This window comes from Flavobacterium sp. SM2513 (assembly GCF_050908145.1).
In the GTDB taxonomy this organism is placed as follows: domain Bacteria; phylum Bacteroidota; class Bacteroidia; order Flavobacteriales; family Flavobacteriaceae; genus Flavobacterium.
Genome location: NZ_CP194228.1, coordinates 3857409 through 3883840, shown reverse-complemented (window position 1 = coordinate 3883840; position 26432 = coordinate 3857409). Strand labels below are relative to the sequence as shown.

Annotated in this window: 28 protein-coding genes; 10 read left to right on the top strand and 18 right to left on the bottom strand. The window is 33.3% G+C overall.

What is annotated here, in order from left to right; genetic code table 11:
• Nucleotides 1–217 precede the first annotated feature (217 nt).
• Together ACQ5J2_RS16705 and ACQ5J2_RS16700 are read right to left on the bottom strand one after the other, a co-directional pair.
• On the bottom strand, nt 218–1168 hold the full coding sequence (locus ACQ5J2_RS16705) for a glycosyltransferase family 2 protein (RefSeq protein ID WP_432671604.1): 951 nt from the start codon (nt 1166–1168) through the stop codon (nt 218–220).
• Between the two features lie 2 nt (nt 1169–1170).
• Complete coding sequence (locus ACQ5J2_RS16700) at nt 1171–1698, bottom strand: DUF4199 domain-containing protein (RefSeq protein ID WP_432671603.1); 528 nt, start codon at nt 1696–1698, stop codon at nt 1171–1173.
• Between the two features lie 243 nt (nt 1699–1941).
• Here ACQ5J2_RS16700 and ACQ5J2_RS16695 point away from each other — a divergent pair, with 243 nt between their 5' ends.
• Nucleotides 1942–2193 carry a type B 50S ribosomal protein L31 gene (locus ACQ5J2_RS16695; RefSeq protein ID WP_432671602.1) on the top strand — a complete coding sequence of 84 codons (252 nt, stop codon included), beginning with the start codon at nt 1942–1944 and terminating at the stop codon, nt 2191–2193.
• Nucleotides 2194–2344: 151 nt separating this feature from the next.
• A complete protein-coding gene (locus tag ACQ5J2_RS16690; RefSeq protein WP_432671601.1) occupies nt 2345–3523 on the top strand; it encodes a GlmU family protein in 1179 nt (392 codons plus the stop codon).
• A 47-nt stretch (nt 3524–3570) separates the two neighbouring features.
• Here the strand turns inward: ACQ5J2_RS16690 and ACQ5J2_RS16685 are convergent, their stop codons facing one another.
• Together ACQ5J2_RS16685 and ACQ5J2_RS16680 are read right to left on the bottom strand one after the other, a co-directional pair.
• Complete coding sequence (locus ACQ5J2_RS16685) at nt 3571–4002, bottom strand: PepSY-like domain-containing protein (RefSeq protein WP_432671600.1); 432 nt, start codon at nt 4000–4002, stop codon at nt 3571–3573.
• Between the two features lie 77 nt (nt 4003–4079).
• Nucleotides 4080–5690 (bottom strand): ABC transporter substrate-binding protein, encoded by a 1611-nt coding sequence (locus ACQ5J2_RS16680; protein ID WP_432671599.1) that lies wholly within the window; start codon nt 5688–5690, stop codon nt 4080–4082.
• An 88-nt stretch (nt 5691–5778) separates the two neighbouring features.
• Here ACQ5J2_RS16680 and mtaB point away from each other — a divergent pair, with 88 nt between their 5' ends.
• The gene (gene mtaB, locus ACQ5J2_RS16675; protein ID WP_432671598.1) at nt 5779–7110 is read left to right on the top strand and encodes a tRNA (N(6)-L-threonylcarbamoyladenosine(37)-C(2))-methylthiotransferase MtaB; all 1332 of its coding nucleotides are present in this window, start codon (nt 5779–5781) and stop codon (nt 7108–7110) included.
• Between the two features lie 68 nt (nt 7111–7178).
• On the opposite strand, the gene ACQ5J2_RS16670 is transcribed toward mtaB, so the two are convergent.
• Nucleotides 7179–7559, bottom strand: coding sequence for a hypothetical protein (locus ACQ5J2_RS16670; RefSeq protein ID WP_432671597.1), 381 nt, complete (start codon nt 7557–7559; stop codon nt 7179–7181).
• A 31-nt stretch (nt 7560–7590) separates the two neighbouring features.
• Nucleotides 7591–7875 (bottom strand): GNAT family N-acetyltransferase, encoded by a 285-nt coding sequence (locus tag ACQ5J2_RS16665; RefSeq protein WP_432671596.1) that lies wholly within the window; start codon nt 7873–7875, stop codon nt 7591–7593.
• Between the two features lie 202 nt (nt 7876–8077).
• Between ACQ5J2_RS16665 and ACQ5J2_RS16660 the strand changes: the two genes are divergently transcribed.
• Complete coding sequence (locus ACQ5J2_RS16660) at nt 8078–8743, top strand: alpha/beta fold hydrolase (protein ID WP_432671595.1); 666 nt, start codon at nt 8078–8080, stop codon at nt 8741–8743.
• A gap of 43 nt (nt 8744–8786) precedes the next feature.
• On the top strand, nt 8787–9680 hold the full coding sequence (locus tag ACQ5J2_RS16655; protein ID WP_432671594.1) for a lytic transglycosylase domain-containing protein: 894 nt from the start codon (nt 8787–8789) through the stop codon (nt 9678–9680).
• Between the two features lie 147 nt (nt 9681–9827).
• Here the strand turns inward: ACQ5J2_RS16655 and ACQ5J2_RS16650 are convergent, their stop codons facing one another.
• The gene (locus tag ACQ5J2_RS16650) at nt 9828–10343 is read right to left on the bottom strand and encodes a DUF2892 domain-containing protein (RefSeq protein WP_432671593.1); all 516 of its coding nucleotides are present in this window, start codon (nt 10341–10343) and stop codon (nt 9828–9830) included.
• A 170-nt stretch (nt 10344–10513) separates the two neighbouring features.
• Here ACQ5J2_RS16650 and rpmH point away from each other — a divergent pair, with 170 nt between their 5' ends.
• Together rpmH and carB are read left to right on the top strand one after the other, a co-directional pair.
• On the top strand, nt 10514–10675 hold the full coding sequence (gene rpmH / locus ACQ5J2_RS16645; RefSeq protein ID WP_432671592.1) for a 50S ribosomal protein L34: 162 nt from the start codon (nt 10514–10516) through the stop codon (nt 10673–10675).
• Between the two features lie 298 nt (nt 10676–10973).
• The gene (gene carB / locus ACQ5J2_RS16640; protein WP_432671591.1) at nt 10974–13829 is read left to right on the top strand and encodes a carbamoyl-phosphate synthase large subunit; all 2856 of its coding nucleotides are present in this window, start codon (nt 10974–10976) and stop codon (nt 13827–13829) included.
• A gap of 108 nt (nt 13830–13937) precedes the next feature.
• Here carB and ACQ5J2_RS16635 read toward each other — a convergent pair whose 3' ends face one another.
• The 4 genes from ACQ5J2_RS16635 to ACQ5J2_RS16620 form a co-directional block, all read right to left on the bottom strand.
• Nucleotides 13938–15986 carry an FG-GAP-like repeat-containing protein gene (locus ACQ5J2_RS16635; protein ID WP_432671590.1) on the bottom strand — a complete coding sequence of 683 codons (2049 nt, stop codon included), beginning with the start codon at nt 15984–15986 and terminating at the stop codon, nt 13938–13940.
• A gap of 27 nt (nt 15987–16013) precedes the next feature.
• Nucleotides 16014–17114, bottom strand: a complete 1101-nt coding sequence (locus ACQ5J2_RS16630) for a hypothetical protein (protein WP_432671589.1) — start codon at nt 17112–17114, stop codon at nt 16014–16016.
• Between the two features lie 429 nt (nt 17115–17543).
• On the bottom strand, nt 17544–18083 hold the full coding sequence (locus ACQ5J2_RS16625; RefSeq protein WP_432671588.1) for a YceI family protein: 540 nt from the start codon (nt 18081–18083) through the stop codon (nt 17544–17546).
• A gap of 24 nt (nt 18084–18107) precedes the next feature.
• Entirely contained in the window at nt 18108–18473 is a 366-nt protein-coding gene (locus tag ACQ5J2_RS16620) for a hypothetical protein (RefSeq protein ID WP_432671587.1), read from the bottom strand.
• Between the two features lie 88 nt (nt 18474–18561).
• Here ACQ5J2_RS16620 and ACQ5J2_RS16615 point away from each other — a divergent pair, with 88 nt between their 5' ends.
• Entirely contained in the window at nt 18562–18951 is a 390-nt protein-coding gene (locus ACQ5J2_RS16615; RefSeq protein WP_432671586.1) for an OB-fold protein, read from the top strand.
• Nucleotides 18952–19008: 57 nt separating this feature from the next.
• Nucleotides 19009–19845 carry a DUF5777 family beta-barrel protein gene (locus ACQ5J2_RS16610; RefSeq protein WP_432671585.1) on the top strand — a complete coding sequence of 279 codons (837 nt, stop codon included), beginning with the start codon at nt 19009–19011 and terminating at the stop codon, nt 19843–19845.
• Between the two features lie 3 nt (nt 19846–19848).
• On the opposite strand, the gene ACQ5J2_RS16605 is transcribed toward ACQ5J2_RS16610, so the two are convergent.
• From ACQ5J2_RS16605 to ACQ5J2_RS16590, 4 genes are all read right to left on the bottom strand, one after another.
• A complete protein-coding gene (locus tag ACQ5J2_RS16605; RefSeq protein ID WP_432671584.1) occupies nt 19849–20385 on the bottom strand; it encodes an acyl-CoA thioesterase in 537 nt (178 codons plus the stop codon).
• 33 nt (nt 20386–20418) lie between these two features.
• Complete coding sequence (rmuC, locus tag ACQ5J2_RS16600; protein WP_432671583.1) at nt 20419–21780, bottom strand: DNA recombination protein RmuC; 1362 nt, start codon at nt 21778–21780, stop codon at nt 20419–20421.
• 114 nt (nt 21781–21894) lie between these two features.
• Nucleotides 21895–22164 (bottom strand): hypothetical protein, encoded by a 270-nt coding sequence (locus ACQ5J2_RS16595; protein WP_432671582.1) that lies wholly within the window; start codon nt 22162–22164, stop codon nt 21895–21897.
• Nucleotides 22165–22381: 217 nt separating this feature from the next.
• Complete coding sequence (locus tag ACQ5J2_RS16590) at nt 22382–22720, bottom strand: hypothetical protein (protein WP_432671581.1); 339 nt, start codon at nt 22718–22720, stop codon at nt 22382–22384.
• 510 nt (nt 22721–23230) lie between these two features.
• Here ACQ5J2_RS16590 and ACQ5J2_RS16585 point away from each other — a divergent pair.
• Nucleotides 23231–23554 carry a hypothetical protein gene (locus tag ACQ5J2_RS16585; RefSeq protein ID WP_432671580.1) on the top strand — a complete coding sequence of 108 codons (324 nt, stop codon included), beginning with the start codon at nt 23231–23233 and terminating at the stop codon, nt 23552–23554.
• Nucleotides 23555–23678: 124 nt separating this feature from the next.
• Here the strand turns inward: ACQ5J2_RS16585 and ACQ5J2_RS16580 are convergent, their stop codons facing one another.
• From ACQ5J2_RS16580 to ACQ5J2_RS16570, 3 genes are all read right to left on the bottom strand, one after another.
• Complete coding sequence (locus tag ACQ5J2_RS16580) at nt 23679–24422, bottom strand: hypothetical protein (RefSeq protein WP_432671579.1); 744 nt, start codon at nt 24420–24422, stop codon at nt 23679–23681.
• A gap of 365 nt (nt 24423–24787) precedes the next feature.
• The gene (locus tag ACQ5J2_RS16575; RefSeq protein ID WP_432671578.1) at nt 24788–25429 is read right to left on the bottom strand and encodes a carboxypeptidase-like regulatory domain-containing protein; all 642 of its coding nucleotides are present in this window, start codon (nt 25427–25429) and stop codon (nt 24788–24790) included.
• A gap of 20 nt (nt 25430–25449) precedes the next feature.
• On the bottom strand, nt 25450–26151 hold the full coding sequence (locus tag ACQ5J2_RS16570) for a hypothetical protein (RefSeq protein ID WP_432671577.1): 702 nt from the start codon (nt 26149–26151) through the stop codon (nt 25450–25452).
• Nucleotides 26152–26432: the final 281 nt, after the last annotated feature.

Below are 26432 nucleotides of genomic sequence, written 5' to 3'. Positions count from 1 at the left end.
AAATAAAATTAGAAGATTGAAATTAAACCATATATTATTAGAATTCTTGAAATTTTATTTCCTACAGTAAGTTTTGCAATATTTCCAGCAATACCATCTCTGGTCAATAGAATTCTATCCGCTAGAATATGACAATATCCTGTTTTAGTTCTAAATATATTCTGTTCCATTTGTTGAATTAACGGTTTGCAACTTTATCAAAGTTCAAAAATTATTTTCAAATCACTTTCGAAATCTTATATCTTTCTTCGTTATTTTTAGTTCGTAAAATAATTTCACCTAAAAATCCTGCTAGAAATAATTGAGTTCCAATCATCATAGCGGTTAAAGCGATATAAAACAAAGGGTTGTTCGTAACCAAAATTGTTTCATACCCCGAATTTAATTTTACTAATTTAATTATTATAATTGAAAGTGTGGCTAAAAATCCAACAACAAACATAATTGAACCTAAAAGGCCAAATAAGTGCATTGGTCGCTTTCCAAAACGCGATAAAAACCAAATTGTAATTAAGTCTAAAAAACCATTTATAAAACGGTCCATTCCAAATTTTGTCACACCATATTTTCGTGCTTGATGTAAAACCACCTTTTCTCCAATTTTCCCAAAACCGGCATTTTTAGCTAAAACAGGAATGTATCGGTGCATTTCGCCCGAAACTTCGATATTTTTTACAACGATTTTTTTATAAGCTTTCAGTCCACAATTGAAATCATTCAATTCAACGCCTGAAGTTCTTCTAGCGGCCCAATTGAATAATTTAGAAGGTAAGTTTTTTGAAACAACAGAGTCGAAACGCTTCTTTTTCCAACCAGAAACCAAATCAAAATTCTGATTGATAATCATGTCGTACAATTCGGGAATTTCTTCTGGACTGTCTTGTAAATCAGCATCCATGGTTATAATTACATTACCTTCAGCTTTTGCAAAACCTGCATGTAAAGCTTGTGATTTTCCAAAATTTTTCAAAAAATGAATGCCTTTTACACTTGGATTTTCCGCAGATAAACCTTCAATAATTGACCACGATTTATCAGTACTTCCATCATCAATAAACACAATTTCATAACTAAATTTATGGACTGTCATTACTTTTAAAATCCAATTGTGGAGTTCTACTAATGATTCTTCCTCGTTGAGAAGCGGTATAACAATAGATAAATTCATAATTAAAGTGTTCGCTTATTTCTAAATATTAAAGCGACTAAAAAGCCGATTAAACAATCTCGTAATAGGTATTTGATGAAACCGGTAAAGACTGTGCTAATTGTAAACGGGTTGTATGTTTTATAAAATTCTAACGTATCATCAATATTTTTTTGAGGCATTAAGTTCTGTTTCAGTAAATTGATATCAAACTCACGCATCCCCTGTAGAATAAGGTCTTTCGTTTCTGGAGTAAGTACAAATAGGTATAAAATCAATAAGTAAATGGTACTCATTAAATTCCCGACCAGAATGGTATAAAAATAAGTTGAAAAAGCTTCTTTGAAAGAAATCAATCCTCCTAATTTTGTCTTTGTTTGTAAAATAGAAAATATACCAAAAGCAACCAAAATAAATACTGTGGAAAATCCCAGCCAAACATTTGTTAGTAATTCTAGATGGAAAAAATTAATATAAGTAGAAAGAAGAATCAAAAAGCATCCTAAAATTAAGCCGTTTCGGAATCCAATTTTTTTAATAGGGTCAGTCATTAGTTATTTGTTCAAAATAAGCTACAAATATAGCAATTCCACTTTTACTATCTTTAAAAATCATTTTCTAAATAGATTAAAAAAAGAGCATTAAAGATTTGTATATTGAAAAATAAGTGTATTTTTGCAAACTGAAATTAAAAACAGAATAAACAAAAAGTTGTAAGACGTTTATACCTTTTTCAGTAACATGAAAAAGCTTCAGAACGGATTATTTCAAAAATCGAATAAAGTAAAATTACTATGAAAAAAGGTACGCACCCAGAAAATTACAGATTAGTTGCTTTTAAAGACATGTCAAACGACGAAGTTTTTATCACTAAATCTACAGCAGACACAAGAGAAACTATCGAGCACGAAGGTGTTGAATACCCAGTTGTAAAATTGGAGATTTCTAGAACTTCTCACCCTTTTTACACTGGTAAATCTAAACTTATTGATACTGCAGGACGTATTGATAAATTTAAAACTAAATACGCTAAGCACACTAAATAATTTAGTTAGTGTTTCAAATTATAGAAAGCCTTCCTTTTGGGAGGCTTTTTTTATGCTTAAAAATCATTTTTACTTTGTAACTTTGGACTAATTTTAAAAGTAGCGAGAAAACCTTTAAACTTTTAAACCCTTAAACTTTTAAATTTTTGAAATGAACTATATACTTTTTGACGGAACTGTTCGTAATGCTTTGTTGCCGTTTACTTTCACAAGACCGGTTGCCGATATTCGAATTGGAATTTTAACCATTCGCGAGAAATGGGAAAATTATTTAGGCTCAACAACAACGACAGTTACTGAGGAATATTTGCAGGATAAATTTCCAATGGTCGAAATGGAAGAAAATGTAATGATAAACGCTTCTTTTTTACCAAATGCGGTTTTGTCTGAAATGGTTTCTAATCTTGAAGTCAATCAAGCGATTTTTAAAGGCGATGAAGTGATTGCCTTTTTTACGCAAGAATCACAAGAAGAAGTTGATTTTGATACCTACGAAATTTTAGAATATAGCGATGAAGTTCTAACAGTAGAAAATACTTGGGATATTTTTCAAAAAAACGACGCAGCCATTCGCGAAGATTTTGAACTTTTGACGGAAGACAGGAGGTCACAACCCATTCCTAAAAGCGTTAACGTGATATCGCCTGAAAACATTTTCATCGAAGAAGGAGCAAAGTTAGAATTTGTAACTTTAAATGCTTCAACAGGCCCAATATATATAGGTAAAGATTCAGAAATCATGGAAGGTTCTGTGATTCGTGGACCTTTTGCTTTATGCGAAGGTGCTCAAGTAAAGTTAGCTACCAAAGTGTATGGAGCAACAACGGTTGGACCACATTCTCGAATTGGAGGTGAAGTAAATAATTCTGTTCTTTTTGCTTATTCAAACAAAGGCCACGACGGTTTTCTAGGAAATTCTGTTTTAGGTGAATGGTGTAATATTGGAGCCGATTCAAATAATTCCAATCTTAAAAATAATTACGAAGAAGTAAAATTGTGGAGTTACGAAACGGAAGGTTTTGCTAAAACAGGTTCGCAGTTTTGTGGGTTAATGATGGGGGACCATAGTAAATGCGGAATTAATACGATGTTTAATACGGGAACGGTAGTTGGTGTAAGTACTAATATTTTTGGAAGTGGTTTTCCTCGAAATTTCGTTCCGAGTTTTTCTTGGGGTGGCGCTTCGGGATTTTCAACTTACATTACGAAAAAAGCTTTCGAAACGGCCCGACTTGTAATGTCCAGACGAAATGTTGAATTTGATGAAAAAGAACAACAAATTTTGGAACACGTTTTTGAAGAAACAAAAAAGTGGAGAAAAGATTCTTAAAAATAACAAAGCCTTAGTGATGAACTAAGGCTTTATTGTTTTTATTTTTATTTTAAAATTTTATAAAAATTTCCTTCTGTATCAAATTGCAGCATCGTTTCGTTATTAATTTCTACAAAATTAAAGCGAATACCTTTCTTGACTTCGGTAACTATCGCATTTGGATACGTTTTCTTTATATAGGTCCCAACTGAACTTTGTAGCATTGTAGTAGGAAGTGAAACGGTATTAGATTCTAATTCAATCCATCTTCCTCTACTATTGAATTCGATTTCAGCGCCATTTACAAGTGTTACCTCATATTTAAATGAAGTTCCCTCTTTTTCCCTGTGCATTTCTTGAATTTGAATTCCTTTAAAATTTGCATCTAAGAATGTAGTTGCCTCACGCGGCAATTTTTTCACTTGCTGCTTTTCCTGAGCGTTTGCAAAGAACGAGCTTGCTATTAAAAGTAATGTAAATATTTTTGTTGATTTCATAGTTTCAGAGCTGTTTTAATTTAAGCACAGCAATTTACTAAAAAATTAGTTTCATTCCGATGCTTTCACTAAAAAATTTATCGTTTCGTTTTCTTTACTCGTTTTAAATCTAACATATTAAGTCCGTTAATGCCTAAATTTTGAACTTCTTTCCGACTGAATCGAGCTACTTTGTCATAAAAAAGAGGAATTACGGGAGCTTCTTCAATGATTAGTTTGTCCATTTCACGGTATAATTCGTATCGTTTTTCTGTATCAGTTTCTTTGAATGCATTTTCATAGAGTTGGTCAAATTTGTCATTTTTAAAATGCGTATAATTTGGGCCATTTGGAGCAAAATTTTTACTGTAAAATAGCGATAAATAATTTTCAGCATCCGGATAATCAGCAATCCAACTGGCTCTGAAAAAGGATACTTTTCCAGTAGAAATCGCTTGTCGTAAAGTCGAAGGCGGATTAATATCTACAGAAACATCCAATCCTATTTTTTGCCATTCGCGTTGTAAAAATTCAGCGATGTCAATATAAGAGGCATTGGTGCTTAAAAATAGTTGCGGATTTTTGTCACCCGTTTCTTGTTTGTATTTCGCAATCAACTCAATCGCTTTTTCTGGATTATAATCGTATCCTTCAAAAACTTCAAAACTTGGCAACCCATCGGGAATCATTCCACTTGTGGCTGGAGTTCCCATTCCATTTCGTAAATAAAGAAGCAGTTTTTTTCGGTCAAAACCATAATTCATCGCCTGACGCATACTTTTATTTTTAACCGCTTTACTGTTTCCATCGAGGCGAAATCCCAAATATTCAGTATTCAAATAGGGACCGGTAATTAAGTTGATGTCGTTTTTATACTTGTCTTGCAAAGTGCCTCGTTGCGTCAGAATTTCATCTTTATATGACGGGTCTAAACCTGAAATAAAATCTAATTTCCCTTGAATAAATTGCAAAAAACCACTTTGTTTGTCGGGTAAAAAAGTAATTGCAACGGCTTCTAAATAAGGTAAATTTTTCCCTTCGGCATCTTTTTCAAAATACATTGGATTTTTTCGCAAAACTAATTTTACGTTTTCTTCCCAAATTTTAAACTGGAAAGGTCCTGTTCCAATAGGGTGTGAACGAAAATCAATTTCTGGATTTTCCACTACTTCTTTTGGTACTACTGAAGCATATTTCATTGAAAGCAAACCAAGAAAACCGGGAAATGACTTGTGTAATTTTATTTGAAAAACACTGTCGTTAATTGTTTTAAAAGAAGCCACATTCTGCAAAATCCATCGTCCAGGCGATGCGACTTTTTCATCCAAAATTCGATTAAAAGAATATTCAAAATCGTTTGCCTTTACAATTCGAGTGCTGTCTTTTCCAAACGAACTGTTATTATGAAAATAAACATCGTTTCGCAAGGTGAATTGATAGGTTGTTCCTTCGTCAGAAATAACCCAAGATTTGGCAATATCCGGTTGTACATTTAATTTGTCGTCTAACTGAATTAATCCGTTAAATAAGTGGTTACAAGCCCAAATATTGGTTTGTACTTTTGAAAAAGCGGGGTCTAATGACGTGATATTGGCGTCTTCATTGTATCTAAAAACCAAATTGTCGCGGTCAGATTCTGTTTCTTTTTTACAAGAAAACAGTATTAAGATAAGGCAAAATAGTGATATATAGTAGCTTATTGATTTCATTTTAAAAAATATTGTATGTAAATTTGCAGGCTGTTTACAAAATGTAAATATAACTAAAGATACCTATTTCCCAATTGGGCTCCAGATAATGACATTGACTAGAAAAAAAGTAGCGTTTTATACCCTTGGTTGCAAACTGAATTTCTCTGAAACTTCCACGATTGCTCGAAATTTTCAAGACGAAGGTTTTGACCGTGTAGATTTTGAAGAAGTCGCCGATATTTATGTGATTAATACCTGTTCAGTTACCGAAAATGCAGATAAACAGTTTAAGCAAGTGGTCAAGAAGGCGATGAAAATGAACGATAAAGCGTTTGTTGCAGCAATTGGTTGTTATGCTCAATTGAAACCTGAAGAATTGGCAGATGTAAATGGCGTAGACTTAGTTTTAGGTGCTACTGAAAAATTTAAAATCACCGATTACATCACCGATTTGTCTAAAAATGACATGGGTGAAATTCATTCGTGTGAAATTTCAGAAGCCGATTTTTACGTAGGAAGTTACTCCATTGGCGATAGAACGCGTGCTTTCTTGAAAGTACAAGACGGTTGCGATTATAAATGTACGTATTGCACAATTCCTTTGGCTCGTGGAATTTCCCGAAGCGATACTTTGGAAAATGTGTTGCAAAATGCCGCAGCTATTTCTGCTCAAGATATTAAAGAAATTGTCTTGACCGGTGTAAATATTGGCGATTATGGAAAGGGTGAATTTGGAAATAAAAAACACGAGCATACTTTTTATGAATTAGTTCAAAAATTAGACGAAGTAGAAGGAATCGAGCGTTTACGAATCTCTTCAATCGAACCTAATTTATTGAAAAACGAAACAATCGAATTTGTTTCAAAAAGCCGAACTTTTGTACCTCATTTCCACATTCCGTTGCAATCCGGAAGTAACGAAATTTTGAAGTTGATGAAACGTCGGTATATGCGAGAAGTGTATACAGAACGTGTAAATAAAATTCGTGAAGTGATGCCAAACGCTTGTATTGGTGTCGATGTAATTGTGGGTTTCCCCGGAGAAACGGACGAGCATTTCTTGGAAACCTATCATTTCTTGAACGATATGAATATTTCTTATTTACATGTTTTTACCTATTCTGAAAGAGAAAACACAGAAGCTGTTGAAATGGATGGTGTAGTTCCAGCGAATGTGCGTTCAAAAAGAAGTAAAATGCTTCGCGGTTTGTCGGTTAAAAAGCGTCGTGCATTTTATGAAAGTCAAATTGGTACAACCCGAACCGTACTGTTTGAGAGTGAAAACAAAGAAGGTTACATTCATGGTTTTACTGAAAATTACGTAAAAGTAAAAACACCGTGGAATCCTGAATTAGTGAATACTTTGCACGAAATTACTTTGACAAAAATCGATGAAGACGGAAGTGTGAGATTGGAATTTAAAGAAGTTTTGGTTTAAATTAAAAATAAGTTTAGCCACGAATTAATTATAAAAAATACAGAAGTGTTATACAAAAAAAACTTCTCTTAATATTTATAATGAAATTTAATCGTAGTCATTCTATAAACCGAAGGACTGTATTGCTCAATAAATTCAAACTTATTTCTGCCTTTTTTTTCGAAAGAGAGGATGTTTTTAGCACTAACTTCAACATACATTGAATTTCCTTCCATCATAAATCGTTCGCCTTTTTTGCGATAAGCGGCACGAATTAGTTCAAATTCGGATAAATTCCAAGTAATGTTGTGTGAGTCAAAATCTTCCATACTGGTATATAATCCTGAGGTAATTTCAGTTTTAGAGCCGTAGTATTTTATGATTTCTTCAAAAAAAGCGAGTACGTTGTTATTGAGTTCGTCAGATGTCATTTCGTAAAAATACCAACTTTTTTCAAATAAAAAAACCACTTTTTCAAGTGGTTTAGATTTTATGATTTGTTTAAATCCGAATTCCCGGTGGTAAAAGTTCTTTGTAAACCGAATTCTTTTTGAAAAACAAAGCGATTTTTGGAAGAATAGGAACCACTTTCCATTTGTTTTCAATGGCAATTTCCATAATTTCTTTCAAAAAAGCATTGATGAACTCTTCATTTGCAAAATCGTCAGGGAGATTTAATCGCGTTAGGAATATCTTTTTCTCCTGAAAGGAATATTCCAAAGTTACCAATTGTTCATCTACATAAGTTTCAAATTGTCTCGAAAAAGTATTGTCTTTAATTTCCATGGTTGTCTGTATTATAACACTTCAATGGCACTTTAGTATAAAATGCAATATCAATTTTAGCGAACGCACTATAAAATTACATTCATAAATTAATGATAAAATAATACTAAGTATATGACTGTATCAGTAATTCGAGTAATTTTATGCAAAAATCGTCATTTTATATGACTTTTGCTGTTAGTGCAGCGTTAAAACATTTTAGATGGAAAAAATTCATGTTTACTTTATGCCTGGTCTTGCCGCAAGTTCACTGATTTTTGAGCGAATTGAATTACCTGAGAATAAGTTTGAAATCCACTTGTTAGATTGGGAATTACCCTTGTTGAATGAGACATTGACTGCTTATGCAGAACGAATGGCAAAGCTTGTGACAGAACCAAATCCTGTATTAATTGGCGTGTCATTTGGTGGCGTTTTGGTACAAGAAATGGCGCATTTTCTTAAAATTAGAAAACTGATTATTATTTCGAGTGTGAAAACTAATTTAGAAGTACCACTTCGAATGAAATTTGCAAAATCAACCAAAGCTTATAAATTATTGCCTACAAGTTGGTTGCATAATGTTGAATTATTGGCCAAATATTCTTTCGGAAATGCAATAAAAAAGCGATTGAAATTGTACGAAAAATACCTTTCCATGCGTGAAAAAGTGTATTTAGATTGGGCAATTGAGCAAATGCTTTTGTGGAATCGGACTGAACCTGATAAAAAGGTAATCCACATTCACGGTACTTTAGACGAAGTATTTCCAGCAAAGAACATTCATAATTATATTCCAGTAGCCGGAGGAACTCACATTATGATTTTGAGTAAATACCGTTGGATGAACGAAAATCTCCCGAAAATTATCTTAGAAAACTCGTTATAAAACTGCAGTTTTTGTAGTTTTACATATCTTAAAATTCAAAGCTATGAATACATTAAAAAAAATAGGAAGTATTGTAGGATTGGTTGTAATAAGCGGTACTTTAATTCACTCCGTTTCCTACACTAAGCCTACGACAAAAACAAAAGAAGTTGGAAGTAGGTATTATCCCTCTTCTATGGATTTCGCAGGAGAAAAAACACCGTTACATTTGGCGGATGTAAAGGAGCGGTTTGATAGAGAGTTGATTGTAAATGCTAATTTACATGGTTCAATGATAATTATTACGAAAAGAGCCAATCGTGAATTTCCTATTATTGAGCCAATTTTAAAGAAATACGGCGTACCAGACGACTTTAAATATTTGGCTGTAGCCGAAAGTGCTTTGGCAAATGCAACATCATCAGCTGGCGCTAAAGGATTTTGGCAATTTATGCCTGCTACGGCAAAAGAATATGGAATGGAAGTGACGGATGAAGTGGATGAAAGATACCATTTGATAAAATCAACCGAAGCTGCTTGTCAATACCTACTGAATGCAAAACAAAAGATGGGTTCATGGACACTAGCTGCTGCTTCATATAATGGAGGTTTAGCAGGAGTAAATCGTCAAATTACTAGTCAAGGCGAAACTAATTACTACGATTTATTACTAACAGAAGAAACGTATCGCTATGTTTTCAGGATTTTGGCATTGAAAGAAATCATGCAAAATCCGGTGATGTACGGTTTCACTTATACAAAAGAGGAATTGTATAACGGAATTCCAATTATGAATGTTGAAGTTGATTCATCTATACCTGATTTAGCAGTTTTTGCTAAACAGCAAGGAATCAATTATAAGATATTAAAGATTCACAATCCGTGGTTGCGCGATAAAAAGTTGACGAATACGTCTGGAAAGAAATATGTAATCGAAATCCCAACGAGCGGATATTAAAGAAGTGTTCAGTAAAAGTTTTTAGTTTTAGTAAGTTTACAGCTAATTCATTAAGAGGTAAGTATAATATCAAGAAATAATTGATAAAAAAAATCCACTTTTGAGTAATTCAAAAGTGGATTTTATATTCTAACCTAGAACCTAGAACTAAATTTTCTTCATCTGATCCTTCATCATTTTAATCTGGTCTTTCAACAAACCTTGCTTGTCTAATTTTTTCGCTTCGTTCAATAAATTGGTAGCTTCTAATTTTCTGCGTCTTGTCATTGCAACACCCGCCAAGTTTAATTTTGCAATAGCGATATCAGTATCCATGCCTAATCCCAGTATTAGCGCTTTTTTAAAATGCTTTTCCGCTTGCATAATATTGGTTTGTGATAACATTAAACCATGCAAATATTCATAATAGCCCTGCTGTTTTTTTATCAGTGCCGTTTCTGGATTTTTGATGTAAGTCAACCATTTTTGAGCACCTGGAAAGTCTTGTTTTCGCAGTTTTAAAAAGGCTAAAAGGATAAATTCATTTTTAAAATACAAAAAGATGAAAATTGTAGACAGTAAAAGAAGGAAAATTCCATTACCAATATTGTTTTCTGTAAATTGCCAAATCCCAGTTGCAATGATTAATCCCGCTATAATAAGTTTAATATTTCTGTGATACATAGTAGTTCTTTAATTAAGTTTGCAAAGGTAAGAAAATCATTTGAAAATATTTTTATAAAAGGGCTTGCTTAAAAAAAAAACCTTTGTATATTTGCACTCGGTTTTAAGGGAAGAAAATCTTACAACCCAAAAGATAGAAATTAAATTAAGATTTTTAAAGATACAAAGCAATGAGCAAAAGAACATTTCAACCATCGAAAAGAAAGAGAAGAAATAAACATGGATTTATGGACAGAATGGAATCTCCAAATGGAAGAAGAGTTCTAGCACGTAGAAGAGCAAAAGGAAGACATAAACTGACTGTTTCTTGTGAACCAAGACACAAAAAATAATGATTAGCTTCTAATCAATATCAAGCCGTTACTTTTATTAGTAGCGGCTTTTTTTTAATTTTTTTTATGAAATATTGATTAATTTTAGGTACTATTTGCTGCAATCCGCTAAATCTTTTATTTTTAAAGAAAAATTAAAGAAGGATACCGCTTCAAACACGAAGTATTCATTGAACACAAATTAAAAATAAATGTTTAGTGAGGCAATCAGGGCTAGGGTTTACGGTAAGTCCCACATTTTTTTAAAATACAACAACACAACACAACAACAACAACAACACACAAAAAATCAACTACTATGCCGAAAGACAATTCAATTAAATCGCTTTTAATAATTGGCTCAGGACCTATTGTAATCGGACAAGCATGCGAATTTGATTATGCTGGTTCACAATCTGCTCGTTCTATCCGAGAAGAAGGAATTGAAGTAATCTTAATCAATTCTAACCCGGCTACAATCATGACCGACCCTTCCATGGCGGACCATGTCTATTTAAAGCCACTTACTACCAAGTCCATCATTGAAATCCTAAAAGAGCATCCACAAATTGATGCTGTATTGCCAACCATGGGAGGACAAACAGCGTTGAACCTTTGTTTGGAAGCAGATGAAAAAGGAATTTGGGAAGATTTTGGTGTACGATTGATTGGAGTAGATATCAATGCAATTAACGTAACCGAAGACCGCGAACAGTTTAAACAACTACTTGAAAAAATAGGCGTTCCAACTGCACCAGCAAAGACGGCAACCTCTTTCTTGCAAGGAAAAGAGATTGCACAAGAATTTGGTTTCCCATTAGTAATTCGTCCTTCCTTTACTTTAGGAGGAACGGGAGCTGCTTTTGTACATACCAAAGAAGAATTTGACGAAAAACTTTCTTACGGACTTGAAATGTCACCAATACATGAAGTGTTAATTGACAAAGCTTTAATCGGGTGGAAAGAATACGAATTGGAACTTTTACGAGACAATAACGATAATGTGGTAATCATCTGTTCCATCGAAAACATGGACCCTATGGGAATTCATACCGGAGATTCCATTACCGTTGCTCCAGCAATGACTTTATCAGATACGACATTCCAAAAAATGCGTGATATGGCGATTTTGATGATGCGAAGTATCGGAAATTTTGCAGGAGGTTGTAATGTGCAATTTGCGGTATCGCCTGACGAAAAAGAAGATATTGTAGCAATTGAAATCAATCCCCGTGTTTCTCGTTCATCCGCATTGGCTTCAAAAGCAACCGGTTATCCAATCGCAAAAATCGCTTCAAAATTAGCTTTAGGTTACACATTAGATGAATTGCAAAACCAAATTACGAAATCAACTTCTGCTTTATTCGAGCCGACTTTAGATTATGTAATTGTAAAAATACCCCGTTGGAATTTTGATAAATTTGAAGGAGCCGATAGAACTTTGGGACTTCAAATGAAATCGGTTGGTGAAGTAATGGGAATTGGACGTTCGTTTCAAGAAGCCTTGCACAAAGCGACTCAATCGTTAGAAATTAAACGAAACGGATTAGGTGCTGACGGAAAAGGATATAATAATTACGAACAAATCATTGAGAAACTGACTTTTGCAAGTTGGGACCGTGTGTTTGTAATTTACGATGCAATTGCAATGGGAATTCCATTGAGTAGAATTCATGAAATTACTAAAATTGACATGTGGTTCTTGAAGCAATATGAGGAATTATATGCATTAGAACGTGAAATTTCTAATTTCAAAGTCGATACACTTCCTAAAGAATTACTTTTGGAAGCCAAACAAAAAGGATTCGCAGACCGACAAATCGCTCATATGATGGGTTGTTTAGAAAGTCAAATTTATAAATTGCGGGAAGAAAAAAACATCAATCGTGTTTACAAATTAGTAGATACATGTGCGGCTGAATTTGAAGCGTTGACACCTTATTACTATTCCACCTTTGAAGCTGAAGTAGAAAAAGCGGATGGAACAAGATACGTTCACAATGAAAGTATCGTTACTGATAAGAAGAAAGTAATCGTTCTAGGCTCAGGTCCAAACCGAATTGGACAAGGAATTGAGTTTGATTATTCATGTGTTCATGGCGTTTTAGCGGCGAAAGAATGTGGTTATGAAACGATTATGATTAATTGTAATCCTGAAACGGTTTCGACTGATTTTGACACAGCAGATAAATTGTATTTCGAACCTGTTTTCTGGGAACACATTTACGACATCATTCGTCACGAAAAACCAGAAGGTGTAATTGTGCAGTTAGGTGGACAAACCGCATTAAAATTAGCTGAAAAACTTTCAAAATACGGAATTAAAATTCTAGGAACCAGTTTTGATGCTTTAGATTTAGCGGAAGATAGAGGTCGTTTTTCTGAATTATTAACTGAACTGAAAATTCCGTTTCCACAATTTGGAATCGCAGAAAGTGCTGAACAAGCTTCTCAATTAGCAGATACATTGGATTTTCCTTTATTGGTTCGACCTTCGTATGTTTTGGGTGGACAAGGGATGAAAATTGTCATCAACAAGCAAGAATTAGAAGAACATGTAATTGATTTATTAAAATCGATTCCTGGAAATAAATTATTACTGGACCATTACTTAGATGGAGCGATTGAAGCGGAAGCTGATGCAATTTGTGATGCTGATGGAAATGTGTACATCATCGGTATCATGGAGCATATTGAACCTTGTGGTGTACATTCAGGAGATTCGAATGCCACTTTGCCACCATTTAATTTAGGTGAATTTGTAATGCAACAAATTAAAGAACATACCATTAATATTGCAAGAGCTTTGAAAACGGTTGGGTTAATCAACGTTCAATTTGCAATAAAAGACGATACTGTTTTTATTATTGAAGCCAACCCAAGAGCTTCCCGAACTGTTCCTTTTATTGCAAAAGCGTACGGGGAACCTTATGTAAATTATGCGACGAAAGTAATGTTAGGTGAGAAAAAGGTAACGGATTTCAAATTCAATCCACAACTTAAAGGATTTGCAATTAAGCAACCCGTTTTCTCTTTCAGTAAATTCAAAAATGTAAATAAAGCTTTGGGTCCAGAGATGAAATCAACAGGAGAAAGTATCTTATTTATTGATGATTTGAAAGACGACCAGTTTTACGAATTGTATTCAAGACGTAAAATGTACTTAAGTAAATAAAGCTTAGATTATTATAAAAAATCAGATTTTCAAATTCTTATAAACATAAAAAACTTCTGTTATATTTAATTATAGCAGAAGTTTTTTGAATTTAGAATGAATTAAACCCTATTCCTTCAAGAATTTTCTTGAATATTTTTTTCCGTTTGAATCTTTTAAAACTAACATATACGATCCACTTGAAAGCGATTCAACATTGATGTTGTCATTTACGATCCTCGTGGATTGAATTAATTTTCCAGCTAAATCATAAACTTGGGCATTTGTCATAATAACAGCATTATTAGATTTAATGTTTAGAATATTTTTTGCAGGATTTGGATACATGCTAAATGCTGCGTTAGCAAAATTTTCCGTATTCAATACCGTCGATTCTTCGATTATATGAACTCTTGAATTTATTGCGGGATTGTAAATTACATCTTCGATTCCCGACGGCCATTTAACCACAATTTTTGTAATTGCAGTGTGTGTTCCAATTCCGAAATGTGCGTTTAACGAACTCATATACTTGAAACCGTCGCCACTGTGAATTTCCCTAATTTGTTTGCCCCATGTTCCATAAATTTCAACTCGTGCCCCAATTCCATAGCTATTACTTTCAATTCCTTGAAGCGATACTTTGACCCAGTTATTTGCATTTGGCACAGCATATCGAATCGTATTTCCGTTTAAAAAATCAATAAAACCATCATCATTTAAATCGCCAATTCCTCCAACAGAAACACCAGGATGAGCTTCAGCAGCAAAAGTCTTATTTCCTAAATTGAACATGATTTTGTTTCCTCCCCCTAAAACATCAACAAAACCATCATTATCAAAATCATAAGCTACATGTTCAATATTTGTACTTGTATTCGTATCCCAACCTGAACCTGCTGTAATGTCGGTGAATGTTGAATCGCCATTGTTCTGCATAAATTTGTGTGTTCCATCAGTTGTTGAGCTTGCTCCAATTAAGATATCTAAATCCCCATCATTATCATAATCAGCCCATGCGGAAGACCATGTTTGAACGGGGTCGTATAAATTTGCCGCTACGGAAACATCAGTGAAGGTTCCATCTCCATTATTTCTGTGTAATTCATTAAATTTTGCAGTACTTCCACCACCACGACATTTTGCAATGAATAAATCTTGATCGCCGTCGTTGTCGTAATCAACAAATATTGATCCGTAGTTTCCTCCTTCTGGGTGAATTCCAATTGTCATGGCACCTGCTGTAATTCCGGATTGAAAGAAGGTTAACACACCTGTGCCATCGTTCATGTAATAAACATTTGGGTCAACATCATGGCATGAAAATGCATCTAAATTACCGTCATTATTTAGATCAACAAAATTGGTTCGCTGACAGAAAACATATTGAGGGAAAGATTCATTAATGTATGCTGTTCCCGTACTATTTGATTTCCAAAAAGTAACAGCGTTCCCGCCACCTAAAATTAAATCGTTGAATCCGTCTTTGTTATAATCACCTGCAGCGACGCTCCAGGAAGGCATGTTGCTAGTTCCAGTAATTGGAAAAGTAGCATTTGTAAATATACCTTCTGGTTCTTGGTAGTGAATTTTTAAAGCATTAGAGCTGACTCCAACGATATCATCTTTACGATCCCCATTCATATCAACAACGCATAAATTATAAGTGCTATTTGCAGTGCTTATAGTTTGAGTAGTGTACGAAATTCTTTGTGGAACTGGTTCTACAAAAGGAGCTTCAATTAATTGAAATGTAAAACCGTTTGCGGTCCACTTATTGTCAAATGCAATTATGTAAGTTGTACCGGCTGTTACATTAAATGTCACGATTGAAGAATAACCTTCACCCGTATCATCATCACCTGCTAAACAAGTTAGACTTCCACATACTCCCGTGTAAATGTGTACGCGAGTATCCACTGTTGGCGTGTTTTCCACAATATTAGTGGTAACCGTTACAGTATGATTTTCCACTGGAGTATAGGAATACCATTCTCCTTTTCCGTTTGAACTAACAACTCCATTCAAAGCACAAATTGGCGTTGGAACATCGGTTCCGTCAATTGATGTCACAATATGTAAACCCGCAGTAATAGGAACTGCCGTAGAACATGTGTTTTGTGCGAATGACCAAAAAGACACAAAAAACAGAATTAATAAAAATGTAATTTTTTTCATTTATTTAAAATTTTGTTTGTTTTTAATTTATTCACAAGGCGAAAGCGAATTAATCCACTGTTCTATTAATGCGACGCCTTCCGCATGAATTTCTGATCTACCAAGCAGCGGCATTCTGAAACTTTCATTCTCTGTATTTAATCTGTAGTATAACATGGATCTATTGACGTTGTTTGGATTGACAATTTTACTTAAAGCAGGTGGAAAATCGGACATATCTTGCGAATCAACACAAACACCCATATTCGCTAAATTAGTGGTTTCGCTGAATGCAAATCGCATCGGTCTATAATCACAATGACTATTTGCTTGATGGCAATGAGCACAATTTATGTCTACATAAGAACGTACTCTTAATTCTAAAGTTTGTGTAACATCATCATAATTTACGGTAGATGTAATTGACGTAGGTAAATTATTTTCTAAAAATCCAACCTCAATCCATTTAGTTAATTGGTTTTTTGAGCCAGTAGTATACGAATAGTCAAAATTTAAATTTTGAGGTTTAATTCCTATCGGTACGGGTTGCTCGTTTGATTTATGACAAGTCATGCACTGTTGATCAGAAGGAATTCGATAACTTTCAACCAATCGAGTACTATTATTTTCATCTTTCCATTCTACTGTGGTATTACTTCCAGCCATATCTAAGTAAGCTTCAGTTTGTTCCTCATTCCAAACGTATTCAGCGAAAATCCATCCAGAAGATTTCTTTATCATGATTCTTGTTTCTATAATTCTAGTCGAACCAATGGGAGTGGTATTTTGAACATTCTCATAGTAGAAATTTTTTATGATTGCAGCTCCAATAGGTAAATTTAAAACTTTACCATCGCCCTCGTAAGTTGCTTTGGTTCCTTTTGGCATCCAAACAAATCTTTTTTTGTGAGCATAATCAGTAAATAGGGCAGAAGCAGGTTCGTAAATCAAAACGTCAAGAGCTGGGTTTTGATCTTTCATTGGACCATCAAAAAAGTTATAATCCGAAAGCTTGGCATAAGGCACTTGAGTCAAATCCACGCTTACTGGCGAAAGCTCAACGTAAACATCGTTATCTGACTTCGAACATGAGATTAGAATTGTAGTAAATGCAATAAATACTAATGCTACTGCGTAATGTTTTTTCATAAATTGAGGTTTGGCACTTTCAAAAATATGAAAAAAAAGCACAAGTCGTTCGTTTTAATTGTATTAAGTTTATGAATTATTGTTTAAAAAAATGATAAGTGGAATATTAATCTTAATTTAATTAGAGAATTAGGACGTGTTTTTTCAGTGGTAACAGTACTTCTGACTATTTCTAGGTAAACCTTTCTTCGTAAATATTGTTCTTTTTTAAGAATAATTTATTTACAATCTAAAAAGTATAATTCGATTATTAATTGGTTGCAATTGCCAATAACTGATATTTTCTGTCCTATTAAAAGTGAAATCTTCAAATTCAACATCCGAAGTAATGAATGTTAACCTTTTTTTTTGAACTATTTTACAAAAGAAAAGCCACGTTCTAAATTAAGAAAATGGCTTTGGTCTAAAAAATATTTATTTTCTTTAATCCTATTTCAATGCAAAAAAGTTGGCAATATTAATTTTATTGGAAATTTTGTTTTTTACAACATTAGGAATTTCAATATCAAAATCACTTGCATTGACAGAAAAATTGGTTTCAATTTCAACTCCATTTGCTGTTTTTTTAATTTTTGCAATTGTAGTGATTTCTTTCGTTTCTCCATGAATTTCTAGCTTTCCATTTAAGGTATATTCTTTTGCAGTAGCAGTTAAATCCTCCATTTTAAAGTCCTTAATAGTTCCTTTAAAAGTAGCTTTGGGATAACGATTGGACTCCATATAGTTTTCATTAAAATGTTCCTGCATTAAAGCTACTTTGAATTTGAAACCTTTAATCAAAGCCAGACTTGCTATTTCGCCCGTTTTAGTATTCAAAATACAAGTTGCATTTTCATTCGTGGCTTTTACTTCTTCAAAAGAAGGTACAGAAGCTTCAAAGGAAATTTTACCGTTTTTTGTAAGTAGTTTATCTTGTGCAAATAATGTTGTCAGGAACAGCATTAAAAAGAGTGTAATTGTAGTTTTCATATTTATGGATTTTAGTATTAATTATTATTCTTGTAAGCCGTCTGCTTGCCATTTTATAAATTTGTCAATCGTGCTTTGTGGTAATTTTGGACCTCCTTGAGGCATTAAGCTCGAGCTTCCTTCCTGCATTGAAATTCTACCTATTAGATTTCTATTGACAACCGCTTCTTTGACTTTTTCGTAAGTATCTAAAGAAAGGTTGGTTCCCGGAATTGGAGTAGCACCGTGACATTGGATACAAATAGTACCTGTTATCGATACTATATCAGCGTTAAATGTAACAACTTCCGGTAGCGGTTCTAAGTTAATCAAATCTGAAGTACTGTCATTTGTACAGCTTACGAAAAGGAAACTTGTCAATGAGATAAACAATAACTTTTTAATATACATTTTGCGCTTTATTTTAAATTTAGACGATTAGTTTATTGAAATGACAATAATAAATAATAATAATTACATTTGCTAAAAATAATTACTTATGAAAAAGATTATCATTACTTCCATTTTTGTTCTTGCAGCCGCTGCTGTTGGAGTCTACTTTTATGTGTACCAAAGTCACAGGGACATTTCTTCTGAAAAAGCTGATTTCTCAGTTTCTATTTCTACTCTTCAAAAAGAATTCAATAACAACGATAGTGTTTTTAATTCCAAGTATGCTGACAAGACTATAGAGATATACGGTAAAACTACAACTATAGATGTTACAAATCATTCAATTGTGATTGACGACAAAGCTACAATCATCTTTACCGATACTATTTTACAAAATATAACACTTCAGGAAGATATAAAAATTAAAGGCCGTTATGTAGGTTATGACGATTTATTAGAAGAGTTTACAATTGACCAAGCCACAATCGTAAAGTAAACCAATCGCAGCTTTTTATCGTATACATAACCAATACTAATCATCAAAACTCGTTTTATGAAATTCAAACTACTCTTTTTATTCTTACCCTTTTTATCTTTTGCGCAAAACGATCTACTTTCTGAAATTGATACAACAATTTCAAATCAAGTAGTTACGTCTGCATTTAAGGCAATAAAAATTGTAAACCTCGAATCGACTAAACTTGCTGCAAAAGGCGATTTGTATTTCGTAGTTGCCCATCGATTTGGTTCGGTGAAAGATGGTTTTGAAGGTTTTTACGGTTTGGATAATGCCAATACACAAATCAAATTTTTATACGGATGGAAAGATTGGCTCACAATTAGTGGAGCAAGAAGTGAGTTGGCTTATGATTTCTCAATGAAATACCGTTTAAAAGAACAAATAGACGGTGGTTTTCCAGTGGAAATCGTAGGATTCAATAGTGTAGCAATCAACAATACATTAAAGGAAAGTATATACCCAAACATGACTTTTGAAAACCGTTTAATCTATGTAACACAAGTTTTAATTTCAAGAAAATTTTCCGACCGATTATCGCTAGAGCTAGCACCTACTTTTTTTCATGAGAACTTTGTGGCTAATGATTTACAGGATAATAGTCAATACGCGATAGGTATTGGTGGTCGTTATAAAATTACAAAAAGATGGTCTATTAATGCTGATTATGCAGCACATTTAAACCGTGCTTCAGGTTCCATTTATAAAAACCCACTTTCTATTGGGGTTGATTTAGAAACCGGTGGACACGTTTTTCAAATGCATTTCACGAGTTCACAAGGAATTCATGAAGCAGGATATCTGGGTCAAACAACCGGAGATTGGACAAAAGGCGATGTGTTTTTTGGATTCAATCTGTCGCGTGTGTTCTAGAACTTACAAAACACGAACTTTATAATCTTTAAATAATTCCAGTAGTTCATTAGATTCAAAATCAAACTTTGAAACTAATTTATGATTGGATTTTTTTAATTTATTTTGTTGAATTCCACGATAAAAACGACGCATTTCTTCTTTATCGGATAAAATTAAACCAGGTACTTGTATCGGTTTTCCTTTGTCATCTTTGGCAACCATCGTAAAATAAGACGAATTACAATGTTTGCTTTTTCCCGTACGAATGTTCTCTGAATCTACCCGAATTCCTACAATCATTGAACTGTTACCAACAAAATTCACCGATGCTTTTAAAGTTACTAACTCGCCAATCTCGATAGGATTCAAGAAGTTTACCGTATCCACAGACGCCGTAACGCAGTAGTATCCGGAAAATTTGGATGCACTTGCAAACGCAATCTGGTCCATCAATGAAAGTATAAAACCTCCGTGAATCTTTCCACTAAAGTTAGAATGAGACGGTAACATAAGTTCCGATAAGGTGATTTTTGAAGCTTCGACAGGTTTATAATGCATGTTCTTTTTTTAATTAGAAATCTAAAATACTACTTAATTCTCAAGTTCACTATTGTTTTCTGTATTCAGGAAATTTTCAGGCAAACTCTTACTCGTTTTCGCACCCATTTTTTTAAGTTTCTGAACGCTGTTTATTAAGTTTCCTTTGCCTTCCACCAGTTTGTTCATCGCAAAACCATATTCACTTTTCGCATCGTCAATCTTCTTTCCAATTTTCTCCATATCCGTAATAAATCCGTAGAATTTATCATACAAAGCACCTGCTTGACGAGCAATTTCATACGCATTTTGCTGTTGTTTTTGATTGGACCAAATACTATCAATCGTTCGCAACGTAGCCAAAAGGGTAGAAGGAGTAACGATAATAATATTTTGTTCAAAAGCTTTATTGTATAAATAAGTGTCGTGATTCAAAGCCGTTGCAAAAGCCGCTTCAATAGGTATAAAAAGCAATACAAAGTCAGGACTTTCAATGTTATATAAAGTATGGTAATTTTTAGCACCCAATTGTTCTACGTGTCTTTTCAAGGATAAAATGTGGTCGTTGAGGTAGCTTTTCTTCAACACATCATCTTCCTCATTCACATATTTTTCATAAGCCACCAGCGAAACTTTCGAGTCAATAATCATCTTTTTACCTTCCGGCAAATGAACTACAACATCCGGAATCCGCTTTTGTCCATCAATCGTATGGCTTTGTTGCACGTCATACTCACGGCCTTTCTCTAATCCTGACTTTTCTAAAACGCGTTCTAAAACCAGTTCGCCCCAATTTCCTTGCACTTTATTGTCGCCTTTTAAGGCTTTCGTCAAGTTGATGGTTTCCTTATTCATTTGTTCGTTCAAATCTTTCAAACCTACTATTTGCTGCCGCAAAGCCGCATGATAATCAATACTTTCTTTATGTGTATCTTCTACTTTCTTTTCAAAATGTAGAATTTTATCTTGCAATGGACCCAAAATACTTTTAAGATTCTCTTGATTTTGAAGCGTAAATTTCGAACTTTTCTCTTCCAATATTTTACTCGCAAGATTCTCGAATTCTGTTGCAAACTTTTTCTGCAATCCTTCCACTTCCTGCTTTTGTTCTTTATTCCGTTCGAGAAGATGGTCAAAGTCGGCCTCTTTTTTTGATAGCTGAACGACTAAAACTTCTCTTTCAGTCCTAATTTGTTCCCGTTCCACTTGCAACTTATCAATTTGCAGTTGCAAAAAATCATGCATCCTACTTTGTTCTTCTTTACCTGAAGCATTTTGCAACTCCAAAGCGCTAATTTTCTCCAAAAGAACTTTTTTCTCCGTCATAACCTTAGCTTTCAACAGCCATTGGGCAATTAAGAAACCAATTATAAAACTCACAACACCAACTAATACCAAAATTAAAGTAGCACTCATAATTATTTTTTAAGCATAAAAAAACACCGATAGAAAATTACAAAATTCTATCGGTGTTTTGCCAGAATGATAAACAACTTTCTTTAGTTGTATCTTAACTCTTGAAAATGGGAACTATGACATTCCATATTGTCGGTCAAATTCTTTATTTAAAATTCGTTTACTCGAATAGCTGTTATAAATAATCGTTTTCACATTCTTACGTTGTTGCATCAATAATGGATAATTTATCAAAACCCCTACGATACATATCAGCATCAAAATCACTAAAAGCGACATGTAAATAAGAAAATTCATTTCCATTGAAGGTCTGAAATCTACAACTAAAAAGTAGCCAGCTCCAAAGAACACTACTATTGACAGGATTAAGGATACTATTTTCATAACGTAAATTTTTATTGTTTTTTCTTATTGCTAAACTACAACTACTATCACACCAGACGCTTATATGATTTTTATAATATCTTATATAATTTCATTGGGATATATTTAACTATACGAAAACTAAGGATTTAAGGTTTTAAACTTTAAAAATAACCTATAAAAAAAGAGAACTACTTTCTATTGTGAATGCAGTTCTCTTGTCAATCCTGAAATAAAATTATTGTTCTATATTGCCCCGATTTTCTTGATTATTTTTATTTTTATCAGGAAATTCCTCTGGATTAGGATTCGAATTGAAATCTTTGTGTTGGGCAGTTTCAGGTGTTTGATGAATCGATTCCGTTGGAAAATCCACTTTTGGGGCAGGTTTTGAATCTTCTAAATTCTTATTTACATACCTGGCTCTATCCACTTGATTTACATTTCCTTCATCGTCTTTCTCGAATTCTTTTTTCAATTGGGGTGTGGTAACATCTTCGGTCGTAGCAAAATTTTTTCCACTGAAACCTTCATTAACCGGCTGTTCACTTTTGGAACTTTCATTTGACTTTTCCATAATTTATAAATTTAATTTTTTTTACAATTTTTAGGTTAAGTTACGCTGAAACGTATTTAAAATCCAAAAGCATTAACATTGTTTTAATGTAGCGACGCTTTCAGGATTCCGTCATTGCGAGGAACGAAGCAATCCTGTAAACACTATCTATAACTATTATCCATGATCAGGAGCTATTTGCAGTTATTCGTTACAGTCTTTATGTTTTGTATTCTTGGCTACGAAGGTTTTTAATTGGGAAGTTGGAAAGGTTTTTTACCACGAAGTTCACAAAGTTTTTTATCGGGAAGTTGGAAAGATTTTTTACCACGAAGTTCACAAAGTTTTTTATCGGGAAGTTCGGAAGGTTTTTAATTGGGAAGTTGGAAAGGTTTTTTACCACGAAGTTCACAAAGTTTTTTATCGGGAAGTTCGCAAAGGTTTATTGGTGATTTTTTTGAAATTTTAAGTTCGCTAAGGCGTTTCACTTTTTTTGGAGTGGGTATTGGTTGTTTCTAATCGGATATTGCTTTGTTCCAATTGGATATTGCTTTGTTCCGATTGGGTATTATCTTGTTCCAATTGGATATTGTCTTGTTCCAATTGGGTATTGTCTTGTTTCGATTGGGTATTGCTTGTTTCCAATTGGATATTGTCTTGTTCCAACTGGGAATTATCTTGTTCCGATTAGATATTGCTTTGTTCCAATTGGGTATTGTCTTGTTCCGATTGGGTATTGCTTTGTTCCAATTGGATATTGCTTTGTTCCGATTGGGTATTGTCTTGTTCCGATTGGATATTGTCTTGTTGCAATTGGATATTGCTTTGTTCCGATTGGGTATTGTCTTGTTCTGATTGGATATTGCTTTGTTGCGATTGGGTATTGCTTGTTTGAAAATAATTTAGGGAAGTTTTATTTAGTAATTGGGCTTTTTTTTAGTGCATAAAAAAGCCTTGCAGGTTGGGCAAGGCTTTAGGTTTATTTTTTTTTGTATAATGATGGTGTTTTGAACTTTAATCTGGATATGGCTTTGTATTCTGGGGATTGGGTTTCGAGGATTGAGAGGAGGTAATCTTTTTGTTTGTTACAGGTGTCGACAAGATTGATGGCTTGTGTATATAGTATTTTGTCGCGGTTTGACCTTGCGGTATTGAGGGACGTAAATGTAATGTTTACTAATATTGTGGAATCTAACATTGCATCTTTTTTGGCTTGGTAGGTTGCTACCTTGAATTCGTCTTCGTTAGGGCTGTAATTGGGTGTGTTTTCTAGAATTGAGATTAGCCCGTCCATGTTGTCGGTGCGTTTTGTGTAGCTCATTTGTGAAACGGAGTGTTCTTTTTCTAGTTCTTCTGGGGTTTTGTCTTTTTTTTCTCCGGGTTTTCTTTTGCCTTTTAGCAGTCTTATTCTGGTATTTAGGTCTTCTATTTGAGCTGGACCTACTCCATCGGTTGCTTTGTAGGCTTTTTGGAGTTTTGTAAGGTTTTTATTGAAGGGCATGAATATTAATTCTCGGGCATCGACGGCGTTAGAATAGGGTGCGAGGTTTATATTTACTGCTTTTTGGGCGCTGAAGGCTTCGGTTTGAAGTTTTTCCATTTTGTCTATTTTTAGGACTGCATTACTTGGATTGTATTTGTCCTCTAATGCTTTTGAATAGATGTTTAATGTTCCCGCGTTTGCGATGAGTATCGCGTGTCCTGTTTCTGATGTTGATGCCATGGTTTGAGTATTAAATTGGTTACTGATGTAACAAATTTAGCAAAGAATCTTTTAATAAAAAATACCTAGATGTAAGTATTTTTTAGTTTTTTATGTTAAAGTTTATGGGGTGTTGATTTTAGTGGGGGGAATGGGGGTTGTTGAGGTGGAGGCTTTGACCTCGCAGTATTGTTTTATGTAGCTTTAAAGTGGGGATGTTTTGAGAAGGTGGATACTTATTCTTGACCGATCTTTACATCCATCTCAATTATATCTCTTTGCGAACCGCCGAGTATGTGACCCGCACGGTGGTGGTGTGAGAGGCTCTCCTTGCTAGTTTTTAGCGGGGCAGTCTACTCGATTGTGTGCTGTTTTTTTTTCTTTTTCTATTCTTTCTTTAAACCAACAGCATCTTTTCTGATTTCTTTCAGCCAAGATTTCTTGTATTTCTTTTTAAGGTGTTTAAATGTTAGCTTGTTATATTTTTTTAAATAATCGTTTTTGTAACTACCGATTAAAGAATATTTCACATTATATTTTTGTTCAAATTCTAAATCTTCTTTGTTTAAATTGTATGAAGTTAATTCCGAAACAAAAATCACAAAAACATTGTTTTTAGCATTCTTTTTAAAATTGTATTTTGGATTATTCGCCTTTTCAATTTCTTTTTTTGTTACTATAGTCGTTACTTGAAGTTTTTTAGTTTTTGGATAATAAGGAGGACCAAATTCTACTTTTATTTCTTCTCCTTCCTCTAATTCAATATTTATTTTTTGTTTATCAACTTTAACTTTCTGAATTTTCATTCCTGGGTAACCAAAAACTAAAGTATCATTTAATGTAGTTTTTAGTGAATATTTTCCGTCAAAATCAGTTGTTATTCCATTTTGTGTTTTATTAACAAGAACCTTTGCACCAGCAATTGGTTCTCCATTTTTTTTATCAGTTACATATCCACTTACGACAACTTCTTGCCCAAAAGATAAAATTGCGAAAAGGAAAAATGATATGTAAATAAGCTGTTTCATTTTTAAATAAACCTACTGAATTATTCTATTGAAAATTTAACTTTGATAGCCCTTACTTTGTAGTAATTACTAAACAAATTGCTCCTTCTTTGAATTATATAATTTGATGTGTCTTCATTAATTTCAATGATTTTACCTAATTTTACTTCTGAAAGTTCAGCTATCATTGTTGCCTTTTTTTTAGCATTTTTTAATAATCTTTCAAATAATATTTCTTCAACTTTATCTTCATCTTTATAATGTACATTTATTATTCTATATTGCTGAATAGTTCTTATTTGACTTAATTCATTTTCAAAATCATTAATTAAATTCTTATCAGAAGGAACGTTTACTAAATAATTATCTTTGTACCAAAGTTTATCTTGTGAATTCGAAGAGTACAGAATGTATTTGTAATCTAATTTTCTCAATTTGAATATCTTTTCTAAAGCTATTTTAGTTTTTTTATAGTCACTGCCGTAAATTTTAATATGCTTAAAGCTATCAATTTTGTAGACGGTATCATTATCTGGAAAAATATCTTTATCTATAGAAATCAAATAGTCATAGCTTGATGCTTTTTCCAAGTGAATACTATCTTGAACTTCAACCTGTATAAATTTAGTGTAATAGGTGTAGTTAAATTCACCTATACTATCGATTCCTTTTATATTAAGAATTTTGTTTTGTCCAAATACAATTGAAGTAGAAATTAAGAGAAAGAAAATAATATTTTTCATAAAATCATTGTTAAATGTTGAATTTTAAACGATTCGTCATAAAATAGCATACAACTTATATATATGCGAAACAAACCTTCGCCAATACAACCCTATTTGGGTGTATAAGCGAATGTTTTTATTCGCTTTAATGAATCGTAAATATAAATAATAATTGGTAAAAAAATCTTTTTCTATTTAAACTGTGCTAGTTTTTGCTTGAGCGTTGACAGATTTTGTGTGAGTGGCTTTTTTTTAAGTTGGTATCAAACTATAATTATTTTTTAGATTGTTATTTTTAG

What these genes read in the sequence shown, in the direction of transcription:
- rmuC (WP_432671583.1), bottom strand. Translation starts at nt 21,780, where the DNA reads ATGAGTGCTACTTTAATTTTGGTATTAGTTGGTGTTGTGAGTTTTATA.
- mtaB (WP_432671598.1), top strand. Translation starts at nt 5,779, where the DNA reads ATGACATTGACTAGAAAAAAAGTAGCGTTTTATACCCTTGGTTGCAAA.
- ACQ5J2_RS16695 (WP_432671602.1), top strand. Translation starts at nt 1,942, where the DNA reads ATGAAAAAAGGTACGCACCCAGAAAATTACAGATTAGTTGCTTTTAAA.
- ACQ5J2_RS16620 (WP_432671587.1), bottom strand. Translation starts at nt 18,473, where the DNA reads ATGTATATTAAAAAGTTATTGTTTATCTCATTGACAAGTTTCCTTTTC.
- ACQ5J2_RS16615 (WP_432671586.1), top strand. Translation starts at nt 18,562, where the DNA reads ATGAAAAAGATTATCATTACTTCCATTTTTGTTCTTGCAGCCGCTGCT.
- rpmH (WP_432671592.1), top strand. Translation starts at nt 10,514, where the DNA reads ATGAGCAAAAGAACATTTCAACCATCGAAAAGAAAGAGAAGAAATAAA.
- ACQ5J2_RS16665 (WP_432671596.1), bottom strand. Translation starts at nt 7,875, where the DNA reads ATGGAAATTAAAGACAATACTTTTTCGAGACAATTTGAAACTTATGTA.
- ACQ5J2_RS16625 (WP_432671588.1), bottom strand. Translation starts at nt 18,083, where the DNA reads ATGAAAACTACAATTACACTCTTTTTAATGCTGTTCCTGACAACATTA.
- ACQ5J2_RS16705 (WP_432671604.1), bottom strand. Translation starts at nt 1,168, where the DNA reads ATGAATTTATCTATTGTTATACCGCTTCTCAACGAGGAAGAATCATTA.
- ACQ5J2_RS16690 (WP_432671601.1), top strand. Translation starts at nt 2,345, where the DNA reads ATGAACTATATACTTTTTGACGGAACTGTTCGTAATGCTTTGTTGCCG.
- ACQ5J2_RS16575 (WP_432671578.1), bottom strand. Translation starts at nt 25,429, where the DNA reads ATGAAACAGCTTATTTACATATCATTTTTCCTTTTCGCAATTTTATCT.
- ACQ5J2_RS16570 (WP_432671577.1), bottom strand. Translation starts at nt 26,151, where the DNA reads ATGAAAAATATTATTTTCTTTCTCTTAATTTCTACTTCAATTGTATTT.
- ACQ5J2_RS16595 (WP_432671582.1), bottom strand. Translation starts at nt 22,164, where the DNA reads ATGAAAATAGTATCCTTAATCCTGTCAATAGTAGTGTTCTTTGGAGCT.
- ACQ5J2_RS16680 (WP_432671599.1), bottom strand. Translation starts at nt 5,690, where the DNA reads ATGAAATCAATAAGCTACTATATATCACTATTTTGCCTTATCTTAATA.
- ACQ5J2_RS16580 (WP_432671579.1), bottom strand. Translation starts at nt 24,422, where the DNA reads ATGGCATCAACATCAGAAACAGGACACGCGATACTCATCGCAAACGCG.
- ACQ5J2_RS16660 (WP_432671595.1), top strand. Translation starts at nt 8,078, where the DNA reads ATGGAAAAAATTCATGTTTACTTTATGCCTGGTCTTGCCGCAAGTTCA.
- ACQ5J2_RS16655 (WP_432671594.1), top strand. Translation starts at nt 8,787, where the DNA reads ATGAATACATTAAAAAAAATAGGAAGTATTGTAGGATTGGTTGTAATA.
- ACQ5J2_RS16630 (WP_432671589.1), bottom strand. Translation starts at nt 17,114, where the DNA reads ATGAAAAAACATTACGCAGTAGCATTAGTATTTATTGCATTTACTACA.
- ACQ5J2_RS16610 (WP_432671585.1), top strand. Translation starts at nt 19,009, where the DNA reads ATGAAATTCAAACTACTCTTTTTATTCTTACCCTTTTTATCTTTTGCG.
- ACQ5J2_RS16685 (WP_432671600.1), bottom strand. Translation starts at nt 4,002, where the DNA reads ATGAAATCAACAAAAATATTTACATTACTTTTAATAGCAAGCTCGTTC.
- ACQ5J2_RS16700 (WP_432671603.1), bottom strand. Translation starts at nt 1,698, where the DNA reads ATGACTGACCCTATTAAAAAAATTGGATTCCGAAACGGCTTAATTTTA.
- carB (WP_432671591.1), top strand. Translation starts at nt 10,974, where the DNA reads ATGCCGAAAGACAATTCAATTAAATCGCTTTTAATAATTGGCTCAGGA.
- ACQ5J2_RS16635 (WP_432671590.1), bottom strand. Translation starts at nt 15,986, where the DNA reads ATGAAAAAAATTACATTTTTATTAATTCTGTTTTTTGTGTCTTTTTGG.
- ACQ5J2_RS16605 (WP_432671584.1), bottom strand. Translation starts at nt 20,385, where the DNA reads ATGCATTATAAACCTGTCGAAGCTTCAAAAATCACCTTATCGGAACTT.
- ACQ5J2_RS16590 (WP_432671581.1), bottom strand. Translation starts at nt 22,720, where the DNA reads ATGGAAAAGTCAAATGAAAGTTCCAAAAGTGAACAGCCGGTTAATGAA.
- ACQ5J2_RS16650 (WP_432671593.1), bottom strand. Translation starts at nt 10,343, where the DNA reads ATGTATCACAGAAATATTAAACTTATTATAGCGGGATTAATCATTGCA.